Source organism: Pelagicoccus mobilis, from assembly GCF_016595505.1.
Lineage (GTDB): Bacteria > Verrucomicrobiota > Verrucomicrobiia > Opitutales > Opitutaceae > Pelagicoccus > Pelagicoccus mobilis.
Genome location: NZ_JAENIL010000040.1, coordinates 63,363 through 77,921, shown reverse-complemented (window position 1 = coordinate 77,921; position 14,559 = coordinate 63,363). Strand labels below are relative to the sequence as shown.

Genomic DNA, 14,559 nt, shown 5'->3' with positions numbered 1-14,559 from the left:
TCTTTGCTGGTTCGAGCCCAAATCGAAGCAGCGCAAGGCTGCCAAAGCCTTGCGACACAAGTGTCGGATGGCTTTGGCGGACGCCGCGACCTTCGCTTTGGGCCGAATCGCTTCGCGACAGGTCCCATTTTTCGAGGAACTGCGTTAGCCAAATGGGACAGGGCCTTGGCCCAGCCGCCATTTGGCCGCCTTGTTCTTCGAAAAATGGGTTCCTGCCAGCTTTGAGCTCATTTGAAGACACGCCCTTCGGTAGCGGGCACTGTACATAGAACTCCGGGACCAGTTGGGTTGTGTCCCGGAGTTTCTTTTATATATTGGGCACTCGTATGATCTCGAAATCTCTAGTCGTCTTTTGGTGGATTGTCTTGCGGGCTTTGACAGGCGCGGAAGGCTCCGAGTTCGGAACGCCCGAGGTCGAGTTCTGGTATGGCGAGAACCAGTCCTTTGGGCATCTGGGAAACCCTCAGCGTCAAATCAACTTGTTGGGATCCATTAAGGCAGAGGCTTTGGAAACCTTGGAGGCGGGTTTCTTCCTCAACGAGGAAGGAGAGGCACGAATGCTCACCCTTGGCGGGGACTTGCATCGCTTGGCGAACGTCGGGGACTTCAATTTGGAGCTCGATCGAGCGTTGCTGAGAGAGGGCGTGAATCGAGTGAGGGTGTTTGTGGAAGGACCGGGTGGCGTCGTTGCGGAGAGGATTCTTGAGTTTACCTACACGGCAGGAAAGAGCTGGCCTTTGCCGTATGAGATTCAGTGGGAGAACGTATCCAGTATTGGTGACGTTGTAGAGGTCGTGGATGGGCGCTGGGAGCTTACGGAAGAGGGCTTGAGGTCGATGGATCCCTATTATGACCGAATCTTGTGTTTTGGGGATGAGAGCTGGACGAACTACGAGGTTCGCACCTCTGTGAAATTTCACGGATACAGAAAACCTGAGGAAGGTCCGCCGACTTTTGACGTTATCCACGTGGCGATCGCAACGCGTTGGCCCGGGCACGATGTTGACGAATTGCAGCCGAATCGAAAGTGGTATCCGCTTGGTGCGACTTCAGAGTTTAGGTTTAAGGAAGGGTACAGGGGGGCTCGTTGGCGCGTCTTTGACGGGGCTCAGTTTTATGCGGAGCAAAGCCAAGAAGGCTATCGAGTGATTGAACCGGAAACGTGGTATTGCATGGCTCATCGTGTCGAGTCATTGGAAGATGGTTCGACGCTTTTCAGCGTGAAGCTGTGGGACGCGAATGAGGAGGAACCAGAGCACTGGGACTTTCGGGCAATCAAGCCCATTAGCGGCATACAATCAGGCAGTACCTGTATCCTTGCTCATCATACAGACGTGACCTTCGGCGATGTGCTGGTTCTGCCGGTGGAGGCCCTTGGCTTGCCCGGAGCTGAGAGTCGGTAGGGGAAGGAGGGTAACATGTCTTCGCTCTGCTCGACGTAGGGTTCGTTACACGAACGAAGGGTTTGACGGACCTAATGCCGAAGCCGACCTGACGTGATTCGGTCAGTTGGGGTAGGCTCAACGGCAACGACGGAGCGTTGCCCTCCTGTAGGAGTGGGGCCCGTACCGACTTGGCGACACCCTACCTCTGATAGCGTTCGGGGCGGATTTCGCCTTTGGCTGGGAAGGAATTGAAGTTCTCAACCACCAGATCTTCGGTGAATGCGGATACGAGTCCGTATGCGGGCAAGTGCGTGCCAAACATGCCATAACCGGGGTAGCCATCTGCGATCCAGTTTGGCTCAGTATCTAGGTCCTCCTGGGTACCCGCTGCACCCATGTGAATCGTGATGTCGCGGAGTGTGACCCGCTTAACGGGAGCACCTTCGTGGCCGGCGACGATGACTGGCCATGGGCCGACATTGCGGGCGATCACATTGGCTATGATGAGATCTTCGTACCGGGGCGTGCCAGATATTTGAGCTCCGTTTCCGTCGTTTTTGACTCCTTGCAGATCGTCGCCAACTCCAGCGTACCCTTGGTGGGCAACGTTGCCTGAGAGGCGATTGCCGAGGCGAACGAGGATCGGGTTGCGGAGACCTTCCATAGTGATGTTGCTGATCACGACGTTTCTGAATGCTCCGCCATCTGTCGTGGCTAGGTCGAGACCAGTGAGTCCCCCCCAGGCCTCAAGCGGGTGCTTCATGACTGTCGATTGGGAACGACGAATCACGATGTTCGAAATGGTGATGTTCTCGAATCCGCCCACGGAACCAGTGCCGGTTTTTATAGCCGAGGCGTGAGTTGCCAGTATACAGTTTGTAACTACGACGTTGCGGCAGGGATTCTCTCCCTCTGATTTCAGGCAAATCGTATCGTCGGAAGCGTCAATGTGACAGTCGGAGACGATCACGTTTTGCGAAGAGTCGATATCGATGCCGTCGTTGTTCTTGTTTGCATGATTCCAGACATTGAGTGATCGCACCTTCACTCCGTCGCAGTTGAAGTAACGCTGCATCCAGAAGGCAGAGTTTCTTAGACTGAGATTCTGAACTTCAATATCTCTGCAGTTTACAAAGTGTAGACCATAGTGACGGTTGGGAGAGTTTTCGACTCCGTCGAGATAACATTCGGCGTCCCCCGAGCCATCGATTGTTCCACCACCGAATATCCTAATGTTCGACTGTGAGTCCGCGTGCAGAAACGCCTTCCAGGGGACTGTATCCATTCGACTGATTACGGATGATTGGTAGGCCTGGATTTTGTCAGGAACTTCAACCGCTTTGAGAGTCGCTCCCGGAAGAATTTCGAGATTCAGGTTTGAGCAAAGGCTGAGGGATCCGCTCCAGTGAACGCCTGGTAGGAGTCGAATGAGACCGCCTCCTTGGTCGCGGACGTGATTTATCGCGGCTTGGAGGGCTTCCGTATTGTCAGTGTGAGTGGCGGTTATTTCGAAGATGCTGCTCATGGGTATGGAAAATGGAGATCTTTGTGTCTTGAGGGTATAGCCGGCAGCGAGCGTTGTTGAACTAATCGCGTTAAACTAGGCGTTTGGTCAATTGGGTGAGCGTTTTTCGGAGGGACTGAGTGTCAGGTTAGATCATTTGCGGCACATTTTACGCAAGGAGCCAGAATCTGAATTCGTTTATGCGTGGTCAGTGGCTTCAGTCCGAGGGGTACAAGGCGATCTATGAAGAGTCGCGTCGGCAAAAGCCGCGTTGCTCCATGGCCTTGAATTGGTGCTATAACGAACCCTGGCCAGCGGCGGCGAATAACAGCTTAATCGCGTGGCCTCTGGATGTGAAACCGTCTCTTGGCGCGGTTGGTGAGTCCTGCAGGCCTCAGCTGCTTAGCGCTCGCTTGCCTCAGTTCATGTGGCATTCGAGCGATTATTTCGAGTTGGAGCTGTGGGTGCTAAACGATCGCTACGAGGCAATGCCGGAGGACGAAGTGAGTGCGTATCTGAAACTAGGAGACGAGCGTGTGGATCTCGGAGTATGGAATCACGAAGGCGTCGATGAGAACAAGAACCTTAAGGGCCCGGTGTTGAAGATCCGTCTTCCGGAAAGCGATAGCGATGTGATGGAAGTCTGTCTCGAATCGAAAGCAAACCCCTTGCTGAACTCTGTTTACCGTCTGCGATTTCTACCTTAGAGAGACTGTTCAGCAGACGAGTTCTTGCTTGAGTGAGTCTTTGCGGTAGTCGCGGGGGCTTAGGTTTGAGAAGCGTCTGAATTGTCGGTTGAAGGTCGAAAGACTCTCGTAACCGCATTCGAAGGCGATGTCGGTGACGCTGTGTTCCGTTTGCTTGAGAAGCCGGCAGCTTTCTCTAAAGCGGATCTCGCTAATGAAGCTGGTGAGAGTTCGACCTGTAGCGGCTTTGAAGAAGCGGCTGAATGAAGAAGTATTCATGTCGCAGATACGTGCGATCTCTTCAAGGGTAATCTTTGAGTCGAGATGATCGTAGACGTAGCGGGTGACCCGGTCTATCCGGTTGGTGGAATGTGTCGTATAGGGGAGGTGAGTGACTGGGGTAAGAAATTCCGCGGCATCATCATTGGCTAAGCATTCCAGCAACTCGAGGAAGAGCGTTAAGCGATGGATGCCTCTTGACTTGTTGAGTTCCCAGAGGATCCGAATGGCGGCTTTGGAACTCTGTTTTGAGAAGCGGAGACCGCGTGATGAGTTTGCCAATACGTTTTTCGCTTTTTCAAGCTCGGGTAGTTGGAAGAAATCCTCGCCTAGGCAACTTTCTTCAAAATGGAGTACGAGCGAGCGTGCCCAGTCTTCTTTACTTTGTCCTGGTTGCGGGTTGTGGAATTTGTGGGGAAGCTTGGGACCGAGGAGAAAGCACTCACCCGGTTTGAAGGTCGTGACTTCCCCGCCGACGTGGAGGAAGCCTTCGCTTGCAGTGATGCCGGTGATCTCGATTTCCAGATGCTGGTGGTAGGGGGATTCGAATGCAGGTAGCCAGAACTCCCGACAGGTGAATTGCTTGAACGGGTCGCGGTCGACAATTTCGTAATGTGGCAACTTGGTCTTGATCATGTCTTGAAAGGGTGGGTGTTCGGTAATTGATGCGGCGTGTCGAGCATGCCGCTTGGAGTCTATGACGACGCTCAAGCATCAGTTTTGAGCATACGTGCTTGGGCGGATTTTTCTAGCGGATTCAAGAGGAGCTTTGTGCATAGATTGTCCTCTAATGCCCCTGTTTAAGGGGATTAATGCAAAAAACTGATCGAATATTGATCTGATTGAGGGAGCTATCTCAGGTGCTTGGGGCTAAAATGTGGATATTGTAACAGCATGAATAAACGAGACGTTGTGAAAGCGGTTCTAAGAGGGGAAACGCCGCCTTATACCCCGTGGTCTTTTCGGTTTACGGAGGAGCCGGAAGCGGAACTTTGTAAGCACTATGGGTGCGAGCCCGGCGATTTGATGGCGCATACGGGCTGCCATATCCTAGAGTTGGGAAGCCCGATCGGTTTTTTTGAGGAGCTCGGCAACGACATGTTCAAGGATGCGTTTGGCGTTGTTTGGGATCGGAGCAAGGACAAGGACATTGGCATGCCGGCCTCTTACCAGCTGATGGAGCCGGAGGATTTGGACGATTACGTTTTTCCTGACCCCTTGGATCCGCGCTTCTTCGCCGACATCGAGTCGCAGATCGCCAAGTACCCGGATCGCTTCCGCCTGTTTACGTTGGGATTCTCACTGTACGAGAGGGCGTGGACCTTGCGAAGCATGGAGGAGCTTCTGATGGATATGATCGATGAGCCCGAGTTCGTGCACGAGCTCTTCACAAAGATCACCGACTACAATATCGCCCAGGTGAAGGAAGCGATGAAGTACGATTTCGACGCTGTCTATTTTGGCGACGACTGGGGGCAACAGCATGGCTTAATCATGGGGCACGAGCATTGGAAGGAGTTTGTCTACCCGCAGATCAAACGCATGTATGCGGAGACGAAGAAGGCTGGGAAATTTCAATTCATACACTCCTGCGGTGACGTGGATGAGCTCTTCCCAGAGCTGATCGATATCGGGCTTGATTGCTTCAACCCATTCCAGCCAGAGGTGATGGATATTCACGAACTCCACCGGGAGTATCTCGGTCGTCTTTCGTTTTGGGGAGGTCTTTCGACCCAGCAAACACTGCCCTACAAGGGAGTGAAGGAGGTGCGTGAGGAAAGCGAACGTTTGATCGATATGGGCAGATCGGGTGGCTACATCTTTTCGCCATCCCACTCGGTTGAGAGCGATGTCTCCTTGGAGAATATTCTCGAGTTTATCAATGCAGCGAAGGGCCAGTTAGTGGAGGCTTAGGGCCGTTTCGTATTCAGGTATCAATACAGTTGGAATAGGGAAACGGACTGATTTGGGTGCATTGCGAGCAAGCGCATTGCGAGACTCTCGAACTTCCTCCCTATTTCAGCTTGTACCTTAGCCGGTAGAATCGGGTTTCTCTGTCTTGGGAAAAGAGCAATTTCATGCGATCGCCATCCACGGCCAAGGTACTGGAAATCACAGTCCAATCGCCTGATTCTAGATCGGTAGTGCTCACGAGTTCGTATGCGACCACTGTATCCTCTTGGCCCTTTACGAAGCTCAGTTCGTATCCACCGTTTTCTGACGACCGCATACGAGGAAGGTTCGTTCTGTCGTGACTTCCGTGTTCTATGCCGAGTGCGAACTCTGTCAGATTTGTGAGCTGATTTCCATCTGGGTCTGCTCCGACTTCCGCGTCCGTTCCGCTTAAGCCTTGCTCTTCTGTCCAAAGATCGAAGCCGTGCGCTTCGTACTGCATGTCGGTGAGCTTGAAGTTACGGTACACGATATTTTCGAAGTGATTGGCGTATTTGTTTCCGTTGCGAGGGGCAGAGCCGAGCCAGATGCGAGGTTCAACGGGCAGGTATGGATTGGTCTCGGGAATGCTGGACTTCCAGATTTCCTTGTTGTCGACGGTTACGCGTACTTCTGTTGGCTTCCAAACGATTCTGAATCGGTACCATTTGTCTGGATCCCAGTCGACCGCTTGTCCATTGGGCTCGTTGTACCAGTCGCGAGAGTCGTCCCCTCCATGGTAAGCGATCGGAGCTGAGCGGCGTTCTTCGGTATCCTCAGCAGAAATGATGACGCACTTGATCAACCTTCGGTCTCCTCGCCAGTGGAGGTTGAAACGGTAGTAGTTTTCTCGGAAATTTCCCCAGTATTGTGCGGGCTCTACTTCGACGCCTCTTGCATCGTAAATGCCAAGGAAGGCATGGTCCCAGTCCTCGTTACCAGTGTCCGATTGCATACCTTTTACCTCGAATTCGAGCGAAGCCCAAGCTGGCCAGTAGCGCGGTTCGTAGCGAATGTGACCATCCTTGCTTGTTGGCTTGAAGCCGTCGGCACTGTGGGCTCCGTTGCCAAGTATGCCGACTGTTCCAGAGATTAAAGCATCCTCGATAAGGACTCTTTGTTCGGCGATTGCTACCTGGCTTATCGTTGCGGAAGCGAGCAGTATCAAAAGGACTCTGGGATTCATTGTGAGGCAAGTCATGGGCATACGAGTGTTGCGTGCCGGGTGTATCTACATTCTGATTACAACCGGTTTAGGCATTGGGGACGCTCCTCCGTTCTGTTGGTCTAGAAGGAACTCTGGGAACTAGAGCGCGATAGCCCTGCTGTTCTGGCCAAACGAAGATCTATAAATTCGTTAAGTAGGCTGGGATCGAGATTGATCGGGAGGACCTTGCGGTGTTTAACAGCTGGATACGATGGAAAAGAGTGAGAGTATGCAGGCATTGGAGCCACTGCTTGAAATGCTGCGAGAGGGGTTCGAGGGATTGCCGGAGATCGAACTGCCTGATCGTTTTCGTTTACGACGTTTTCGAGAGGGGGACGAAGCCGCTTGGTGTCGCGTGATAGGGCAAGCGTTTGGAGGGCAGCGTACGATTGAGTACTTCGAGGAGAACATGGTGCAATACGCGGGAGCTCGGCTCGAGCGCATCTATTTCATCGAAGATGAAAACGAAGTCGTTTGCGCGACTGCCGCAGCCTATGGCGACGACGAAATAGGGTATGTGCACTACGTCGGACTTGCCGATGGTTACGAGGGCAAGCGGTTGGGATATTGGGTGTGTCTAGCGGTGTTGCACGACTTTAGGGATCGGGGCTGTAGTGCCTGTTACTTGAAAACGGATGATTTTCGCACTCCCGCGCTGAAGACCTACGCCCGTTTAGGGTTCAAGCCAAAGGTCGTGCACGAAAACCAGATTGCCCGCTGGCGGAAAGTCGCTGAGACGATTGATTGTCCCGACCTGGTCGACACTATAGAGGATCGATAGAGCGGTGGTGGTGCTTTGAAATCTATTTTGTAACGTTGCAAAATAGATTTCAAGAAAAGTGCAGCGGGAGTGGCCGTCTACTTCGGGTGGGTGCTTGGGGAGTCACTGTTTGCTTGCGTTCGCGAACAGGGTCTTGCGTCGGGCGAATGCTGTTTTACCGAGGTATGGGGAAGGAAGGAGGTGTTCAGTTAGGAATGGGTCGGCTTCGAAGGCTGTTTTCCAAAGCTGGCTTTCGACTTGGAACCATCGCTTATTCGTGGGGGAATCATGGTCGCTTGATCGGGAGTTGAGGTGGTCCAGATACTTCCGGTAATTGGCGTTGATTTGGTCGAAGTTCCAGACCTTGCGGGCGAGTTCCGCGTCGGATAGAGCCGAGACGATATAACCTTGGAAAATAGCGAGGGAGCTGAGGCTTACCTTGAGGTTTCGAAGATCCTCAAGGATATCAGGATTGGTGCGATGACTGACCCAAACGCTGCCTTGCATGTGACCGAAGCGCCGCTTTTTTAGCCATAGGTCTAGCTCAGTGCGTTTGTTACGCTGGCAAGCTGGAATGTCGAAGGTGATGGTGGACCAGGTTCCCTCCCATGGGGCGGCCCATTCCGTTTCAGGGTCGATCGCGTCGCAAACGGCTTCTCTGCCTTGCTGAGTCAAGCGAGCGATCCATTCGCTCTGGGCGTTTCGCCGCTCGATCTGGATGAGCCCCTCTCGCTCGAGCCTCAGAAGATGCCGTCGGGCTTCGGAATCGCTGGAGTAGCCAGCGTAGTGAGGGCGACTGCTTCTCAGGTGCGTGATCATCTCGAGGGTGTCGACAGTTCCGATGAGCAGGGATTCGAGGATTGCTTTTGTTCTCCAGCCTAGACGCATGTGGGGTAGCGTCGTTTTTGAAATTTATTTTGTAAGGTTGCAAAATAGATTTCAATGGATGGGGGTGCCTACGCACTTTGGGCGGTAGGGGACGGTGTTTAGGGGGAGAGGACGAGGGGGCAGGAGGGGCTATTGGAGGGTTTCTCGTACGAGGGGGGCGAGGTGTTCTGCGATTTGCTTTTGTCCGTCCTTGTCGGGGTGGGCGTTGGTGGGGCCAGGGAGGTACGCGGTTTGGATGAGGTGGATCTGGATGTTGGGTAGCGCGTCTTTGACGCGGTTTAGGTAGCGGCGGGCGACGAGGCGTTTGATATTGTCGGGGCCGTACATTGGGGATTCGAGGAGAAAGAAGGGGGCGTTTGGGGCGTCGCGGGAGATTTTGCGAATGAATGCGATGTAGGCGGCGGTCCAGTCTTCTTCGTCGGGGATACCTTTGTTGAAGTCATTTTGTCCGAGACAAATGAATACGGCGTCGGGTATGTATTGGCTGTTGTCCCAGACTGTTGAGGGATCATTGGGGAGACTTTGCTCGTAGTAGTTGGGGGCGGTGGGTTCGGAGCGCATGCCTTGCCAGTCGCGGACGAGGCCTTTACCGCCGAATGCGACGAGATGACATTGCGTATCCAGGATACGTGACAGTTGGTAGCCGTAGGAGTAGCGGCCGTTTGAGGGGAGGAATCCGGATTTTGGGTCGTCTTTGCGGTAATCGGTAGCGGCACCGGCGGTGATGGAGTCGCCGATGAAGAGGAGTTTTTTCTTGGGAAGGGGCGGGCCTTGGATGATTTCGCCGTCGGGGGCTTCGAAGGAGAGGGCTTTGAGGGTGCCTTGGTAGCCTTCGGTGCGGAGGACGATGCGGAGTTCGTGGGCGGTGGTGGTGGGGGGGGCGGTGAGTTCGAGGGTGGCGGTTCCTTTGGTGAGTTGGTGGCGTTGGTAGGGGGTGTCGTTGAGTTGGATGTCGACGAGGACCTGCTCGCTGGAGGCTTCGTAGTGGAAGATGGCTTTCTGGCCTGTGAAACGGAGGTGGAGGGTGGTGCCTGGGAAGCCTAGGCGGGTGACGTTTTCTGTATCCAGGGATTGGTAGCGGCCTTCGACGGAGATGAGGGGAGAGTCTCCTGGGATGGGGGAGGCGAGCGTTAGGGTGGTAGAGAGTAGGAGGGCGAGGAGGAGGGGGAGTTTCATTGTGGGGGGAGAGTTTTTTATCCTGCAGTGTTTTTTAAACCACTGATGACACTGATTTGTTTTTCGCTTTGCTGTCGCCCCGTTGGGGCTCGGTACACTGATGATCCTGCATTGTTTTTTTTAACCACAGATTGCACAGATAGGATTTGATGGATCTTGTGGAGAGGCGATGGGGAGAATCTGTGTTTTTGCAGGTGTTTCTTTTTGATCCTGCATTGTTATCGCGACACAAGGTCGCTTCCCACGGATGTTTAGAATCTGATGGTTTGGGGGCCGGGGGTGAGGGGGGTGGTTTTGTTGTTGTGGGTGAATTCGCCGTGGAGGTTAGGGGGGAGGGTGATTTGGGCGGTGGTTTTGCCGTTTTTGTTTTGATGGTAGCTAACTTGGATCATTCCGAGGGGGTGGCAAACTTCGGTCTTGGTTTCGGTTAACTGGCCGAGGGCTGGTGATATCCGGACAGTTTTGTATCCTGTATCGCCGGGGCGGATACCGGCTATGCTGGAGGTGAAGTGGTAGAGGGGGTGGGAAGCCCAGGCGTGGGCATCGGAGCGGCTCTCGATGTGGTGTTCGGGGAAGGTGGTGAGCCCGTGATCGAGCATGTGTACCCAGCGTCCGGTGTTCTCCAGGATGAGCTCGCCGCGGCCGGCTTGGTAGTAGGCTTCGAAGATGTAGAACTGGAAGTAGAGGGTGCCTTGGATGAGGGACTCGTCTTGGTGGACTTTGAGGGCGATTTGGGAGGCTTGCTCGGAAACTACGGCACCGGAGAGGATGGCGAAGGCGTTGGTGTGTTGGCTGAAGAGTCGGTGATCTTTGGTTTCGGCAAACAGGCCGCGTTCTTCGTTGAATCCGTGCTCAACAGCGGCGGCGTTGAGGTCGGCGGCTTGTTGTTGGAAGAGGTTGGCTGTGTGGGTGTCGCCTGCTATGCGGAAGAGGTCGGCGGTCTGGTTGAGCGAGTAGGCGAGGAGGAGGGTTAGGTGGATAGAGCCGCCTTGGGAGGCCCCGGGAGGGGAGCCGACGTTGAAGTGTTCGGCTCCGCCGTCGACGTGATTCCAGTAGGGCAAGGGGCCCATGAGGCCGTCGCTGCCGATGCGGTTTTGGAACCAGGCGAGGGTGAAGCGGATGCCGGGGAGGAGCTCTTCAAGAAACTCAGGATCTTCGCGGAACTGGAAGTAGTCGTGCACCATGGCGATGTAGAGCAGGGCGAAGGGCGGGATGATCTGCACGCCGCCGGTGGGGTGAGCGCTTTTGGTGAGTCCGTTGAATTGGCGGGAACCGTGGAATTGCTCGATGGCGTTGCGCATGAGTCGGTCGTCGCCGGCCATGTTGAGTGAAATGAGAGATTGGATACGCGTATCGCCGATGTACTGGACTTGCTCGTAGTAGGGGCAGTCCATGTAGGTTTCCAGAGCACAGAGGCGGAGAGTGCGCCAGGAGGCGTCAAGGATGGGGGCGTGCGTGGGGTCGCTGCTGGTGAAGGATCCTTTTTGCTCGAGAGGGTAGCCGATGAAGGTGTGTTTTAGGGAGTCGATAGTAAGCGGTTCGTCGGCAGTTTTGACTTTGACTTGGAGATAGCGGAAAACGCGGATCCACTGGGGTTCGAAAGTGCGGTGGGACTCACCATCTGGATACACTAGGTCGTAGTAACCTTTCATGTGCTTGCCCTCGATTTCGTCGCGGTTGCCTTTGCGGCCGTTTTTGTCGAAGAGGGCTTCTTGGTAATTGATCTGGATCTCGGAGCCCGTGCCGGCGGAGAAGGCGAGTTCTGGGTATCCCATTGTGATTTCTCCGCGGTCGAGGAGGAGGGTGGCTTCGCTGTTGGCGGGAATGGTGAGCGGCCACTGGGGGGCTTGTTCCGTGGCGAGTTTGATGGGACCGCTGATGCGGCGGACGAGGAGTTGGGTGTCGTCGAATTGGGTGGGAAGCGGAACGGAGCGGGCTTCGAGGTACCAGGGGGTGCCGAGCCAGGTGTCGAGGCGGCCGTGGCTGCCTTTGCCGATGGAGGTGGCGTTTGGCCAGACGGAGTCGTCGAAGTCGGTCTGGCGCCAGCCCCAGGGGTAGTTGGCGGCTTGGAAGGAGTCGGTGGGGCCGGCGATATATCCGCCGCCTACGGATTTGTCGGTGTGGCTGATTCCTGAATACGCATCGGAGCGGAGGGTTTTCCAGGTGTCGTCGGTTTTGACGAGCGGGGTGGTTTGGGAATCGGTGGTGAGGAGGAAACCGGTTTTGAAGGAGAGCTCTCGAGTGGGGCGATCCGGACCGGGGTGTCGAACTTCAGCAGCGATGACGTTCTTGCCTGCTTGGAGAAACGATGCGATGTCGATGGATTCGTAGTTCCAGTTTTCGAGATCGTTAACAGCAGGGCCGATGGTCACAAACTGGTCGTTGATGTAGAGTTTGTAGCGTGGGTCGGCGGAGACGTGGACAGTGAAGGAGTCGGGTTTGTGGGGCAGCTCGAACGATTTACGGAAGAACTGCACGCTGTATTGGCTCTCATCCGTTTCGGTTGCCTGTATCCAGTCTGCTATGACTTCCGATTTGAAGTCGGCGACTTTGGTGACAAAGGGGCGGTCGGTCTCGGAGTGCATTTGGGGGCTGAGGAGGGTGAGGGTTGCTAGGGTAGTGAGGGTGAGGAGCTTGTGCATTGGAGAAGGGGGAGGGCGGATTTGGTCGGGTTGTTGATCGCGGCACAAGGCCGCTTCCCACGTTGGGGGATTTGGTCGGGTTGTGCGGGACCCGCCTTCGCCCTTTGGGCTACGGCGTGGCATGCAGCGGTCGCTACCTTCAATCGATGCGGATGGCGAAGCCGCCTTCGGCGGACATTTTTAGGGTGAGAGTGTCGTTCGCGGTGACTTGGATTTGGCGTTTTTGGTAGTCTTCGGCGAAGGTGGCGGCGTTGATACCGTCTTCCATTATGGTGGCGGTGAATGTGCCTTGACCAAGGAAGGAGAAGTCGACCTCCACCTCTCGGGCGTCTTCATTGGTGATGCCGGCGACGTACCAGGTGTCCTCGTGGCGACGAGCGAGGGCGAGCGTCTCGCCGATGTGGGCGTCGATGACTTTTAGCTCGTGCCAGGTGGTAGGGATTTTGGCTAGGAACTCGGTGGTTTCAGCTTCCCGCATGTAGTTGCTGGGGCTGTCGGCCATCATTTGTAGGGCACTCTCGTAGAGCACGAAGAGGGCGACTTGGTGACAGCGTGTGCCTTGGCTGGCAGGGCGGTAGAAGTTGGATTCAAACTCGGTGGAGAGGAAATTGCGCATCGCTCCGGGTGTGTAGTCCATGGGACCGCAGACCATGCGGATGAAGGGAATGGTGGCGTTGAGCGAGGGGGTGTTTTTCTTGGACCATTTGCTTTGCTCGAGTCCGGTGACGCCTTCGTAGGAAATGACGTTGGGGTATTGGCGGCGGAGACCGGTCGGCTTGAAGGCGCCGTGGAAGTCGATCAGTAGCTGGCGGTCGTAGGTTTCGCGGGCTGCTTTTTCGTAGAAGTTTACCATCCACTGATCCATGCGGTCCATGAAGTCGACTTTGATGCCGGAGGCACCCCAGGCTTTGAATTGGTCGAGGATGTCCCAGTTCGCTTCCAAGGCTCGCCAGGTGGTCCAGAGGATGATCTTGACGTCTTTTGCCTTGGCGTGAGCCATAAGGGCTTCGAGATCGAGGTCTTCGGCGGAGCGAGTGAGATCTGTGGTGGTGATTGACCAACCTTCGTCTAGAATCACGTATTCGATGCCATGCTCGGCGGCGAAATCGATGTAGTAGTTCCAGGTCTCGGTATTGAGTCCTGTTTTGAAATCGACGTCGTAGAGGTTCATGGCATTCCACCAATCCCAAGCCACTTTGCCTGGTTCGATCCAGGAGGTGTCGGTGTTTTGGCCGTCACGAGAAAGTAGATACACGAGCTCGGATTCGATGAGCGTAGCGTCCTCTTCAGCAACGGTAATAACGCGCCACGGGAAACTGCGATTGGCGTTGGTTTTAGCTATGTATTTGGCGGCTTTGGTGATTTTACTGCCGCGGTCTCCGACGAGTTCGGTTTCGAGTGGGTAGGGGGGGAAGGAAGCGATGAGCTGGTTTTTGCGTTTTCCTTTTTTGAGGAACATGTGGGGGTAGTCGTAGATGTCCGCGTCGGTGAAGAGCAGTTTAGTGCCTTTTGCTGTGGCAGCGAGGAGAGGCAGGTAGCTGTGCTCATATTGGCCGAACTCGGAAATCGTGGCCTCCGTGTACGGCACTTCAAAGCTGTCGGTGTAGCCCTCGATGACGGAAGTCCAGAGTTTGTTGTCGCCTGTGAAGGTGTAGCTGAGGCTTTCGTTGATTTCCGATTCGGCGTTGCGTTTGCCGAGGAAGCGGTAGGCGACGCCATCGTCGAAGGCACGGAACTCGACGGAGAATTCATTTCCGAATTCCAGTGTTAGTGCGTTATAACTATCCGCGATTTGAGAGTTCTTGAGCGGGAGCGGAGGTGTGACTAGTCCTTGATGGGAATGGTTGCGGGCGGCTGTGCTTTTTCCGTCGAAGGGACTGTCGCCCGAGATTGTTAGGCGCGGAGTGGCCTCATGGATGAGAGTTTCGCTCTGGGTGGCGAGGGAGAAGGAAAGTCCCTTTTCGTGCTCTACTGAAAGAGTTATATTGCCGTCGGGCGAAGTGAGGGTGGTAGCTGCGTTTGCGAGGAAAGCAGACGCGAACGCGAGGCTTAGGGCTATCGATTTCATGGGGAGTGAAAGATTCGATGGAGAGTAGAACG

Annotated in this window: 11 protein-coding genes; 4 read left to right on the top strand and 7 right to left on the bottom strand. The window is 54.8% G+C overall.

Features of this window, described 5'->3' with window-relative positions; all coding sequences use genetic code 11:
- Window positions 1–326 precede the first annotated feature (326 nt).
- Window positions 327–1,403, top strand: a complete 1,077-nt coding sequence (locus JIN87_RS19590; RefSeq protein WP_200357309.1) for an SRPBCC family protein — start codon at window positions 327–329, stop codon at window positions 1,401–1,403.
- Between the two features lie 181 nt (window positions 1,404–1,584).
- Here JIN87_RS19590 and JIN87_RS19585 read toward each other — a convergent pair whose 3' ends face one another.
- Window positions 1,585–2,910, bottom strand: a complete 1,326-nt coding sequence (locus JIN87_RS19585) for a glycoside hydrolase family 28 protein (RefSeq protein WP_200357308.1) — start codon at window positions 2,908–2,910, stop codon at window positions 1,585–1,587.
- A gap of 179 nt (window positions 2,911–3,089) precedes the next feature.
- On the opposite strand from JIN87_RS19585, the gene JIN87_RS19580 reads away from it, so the two are divergent.
- A complete protein-coding gene (locus JIN87_RS19580) occupies window positions 3,090–3,596 on the top strand; it encodes a hypothetical protein (protein WP_200357307.1) in 507 nt (168 codons plus the stop codon).
- 9 nt (window positions 3,597–3,605) lie between these two features.
- On the opposite strand, the gene JIN87_RS19575 is transcribed toward JIN87_RS19580, so the two are convergent.
- Window positions 3,606–4,490 carry a helix-turn-helix domain-containing protein gene (locus JIN87_RS19575; RefSeq protein WP_200357306.1) on the bottom strand — a complete coding sequence of 295 codons (885 nt, stop codon included), beginning with the start codon at window positions 4,488–4,490 and terminating at the stop codon, window positions 3,606–3,608.
- A 258-nt stretch (window positions 4,491–4,748) separates the two neighbouring features.
- On the opposite strand from JIN87_RS19575, the gene JIN87_RS19570 reads away from it, so the two are divergent.
- Entirely contained in the window at window positions 4,749–5,768 is a 1,020-nt protein-coding gene (locus JIN87_RS19570; RefSeq protein ID WP_200357305.1) for a uroporphyrinogen decarboxylase family protein, read from the top strand.
- A 100-nt stretch (window positions 5,769–5,868) separates the two neighbouring features.
- On the opposite strand, the gene JIN87_RS19565 is transcribed toward JIN87_RS19570, so the two are convergent.
- Window positions 5,869–6,972 carry a LamG domain-containing protein gene (locus tag JIN87_RS19565; protein ID WP_200357304.1) on the bottom strand — a complete coding sequence of 368 codons (1,104 nt, stop codon included), beginning with the start codon at window positions 6,970–6,972 and terminating at the stop codon, window positions 5,869–5,871.
- A gap of 232 nt (window positions 6,973–7,204) precedes the next feature.
- Between JIN87_RS19565 and JIN87_RS19560 the strand changes: the two genes are divergently transcribed.
- On the top strand, window positions 7,205–7,774 hold the full coding sequence (locus tag JIN87_RS19560) for a GNAT family N-acetyltransferase (protein WP_200357303.1): 570 nt from the start codon (window positions 7,205–7,207) through the stop codon (window positions 7,772–7,774).
- A gap of 102 nt (window positions 7,775–7,876) precedes the next feature.
- On the opposite strand, the gene JIN87_RS19555 is transcribed toward JIN87_RS19560, so the two are convergent.
- From JIN87_RS19555 to JIN87_RS19540, 4 genes are all read right to left on the bottom strand, one after another.
- The gene (locus tag JIN87_RS19555) at window positions 7,877–8,641 is read right to left on the bottom strand and encodes a PaaX family transcriptional regulator C-terminal domain-containing protein (RefSeq protein WP_200357302.1); all 765 of its coding nucleotides are present in this window, start codon (window positions 8,639–8,641) and stop codon (window positions 7,877–7,879) included.
- Window positions 8,642–8,770: 129 nt separating this feature from the next.
- Window positions 8,771–9,817, bottom strand: coding sequence for an SGNH/GDSL hydrolase family protein (locus JIN87_RS19550; protein WP_200357301.1), 1,047 nt, complete (start codon window positions 9,815–9,817; stop codon window positions 8,771–8,773).
- Window positions 9,818–10,068: 251 nt separating this feature from the next.
- Window positions 10,069–12,459 (bottom strand): family 78 glycoside hydrolase catalytic domain, encoded by a 2,391-nt coding sequence (locus tag JIN87_RS19545; protein ID WP_200357300.1) that lies wholly within the window; start codon window positions 12,457–12,459, stop codon window positions 10,069–10,071.
- Between the two features lie 139 nt (window positions 12,460–12,598).
- Window positions 12,599–14,527 carry a glycoside hydrolase family 97 protein gene (locus JIN87_RS19540; RefSeq protein ID WP_200357299.1) on the bottom strand — a complete coding sequence of 643 codons (1,929 nt, stop codon included), beginning with the start codon at window positions 14,525–14,527 and terminating at the stop codon, window positions 12,599–12,601.
- Window positions 14,528–14,559 lie beyond the last annotated feature (32 nt).

Bases quoted from the DNA above. Each gene is read 5' to 3' on its own strand.
- JIN87_RS19590 (WP_200357309.1), top strand. From the start codon at position 327: ATGATCTCGAAATCTCTAGTCGTCTTTTGGTGGATTGTCTTGCGGGCT.
- JIN87_RS19585 (WP_200357308.1), bottom strand. From the start codon at position 2,910: ATGAGCAGCATCTTCGAAATAACCGCCACTCACACTGACAATACGGAA.
- JIN87_RS19580 (WP_200357307.1), top strand. From the start codon at position 3,090: ATGCGTGGTCAGTGGCTTCAGTCCGAGGGGTACAAGGCGATCTATGAA.
- JIN87_RS19575 (WP_200357306.1), bottom strand. From the start codon at position 4,490: ATGATCAAGACCAAGTTGCCACATTACGAAATTGTCGACCGCGACCCG.
- JIN87_RS19570 (WP_200357305.1), top strand. From the start codon at position 4,749: ATGAATAAACGAGACGTTGTGAAAGCGGTTCTAAGAGGGGAAACGCCG.
- JIN87_RS19565 (WP_200357304.1), bottom strand. From the start codon at position 6,972: ATGAATCCCAGAGTCCTTTTGATACTGCTCGCTTCCGCAACGATAAGC.
- JIN87_RS19560 (WP_200357303.1), top strand. From the start codon at position 7,205: ATGGAAAAGAGTGAGAGTATGCAGGCATTGGAGCCACTGCTTGAAATG.
- JIN87_RS19555 (WP_200357302.1), bottom strand. From the start codon at position 8,641: ATGCGTCTAGGCTGGAGAACAAAAGCAATCCTCGAATCCCTGCTCATC.
- JIN87_RS19550 (WP_200357301.1), bottom strand. From the start codon at position 9,817: ATGAAACTCCCCCTCCTCCTCGCCCTCCTACTCTCTACCACCCTAACG.
- JIN87_RS19545 (WP_200357300.1), bottom strand. From the start codon at position 12,459: ATGCACAAGCTCCTCACCCTCACTACCCTAGCAACCCTCACCCTCCTC.
- JIN87_RS19540 (WP_200357299.1), bottom strand. From the start codon at position 14,527: ATGAAATCGATAGCCCTAAGCCTCGCGTTCGCGTCTGCTTTCCTCGCA.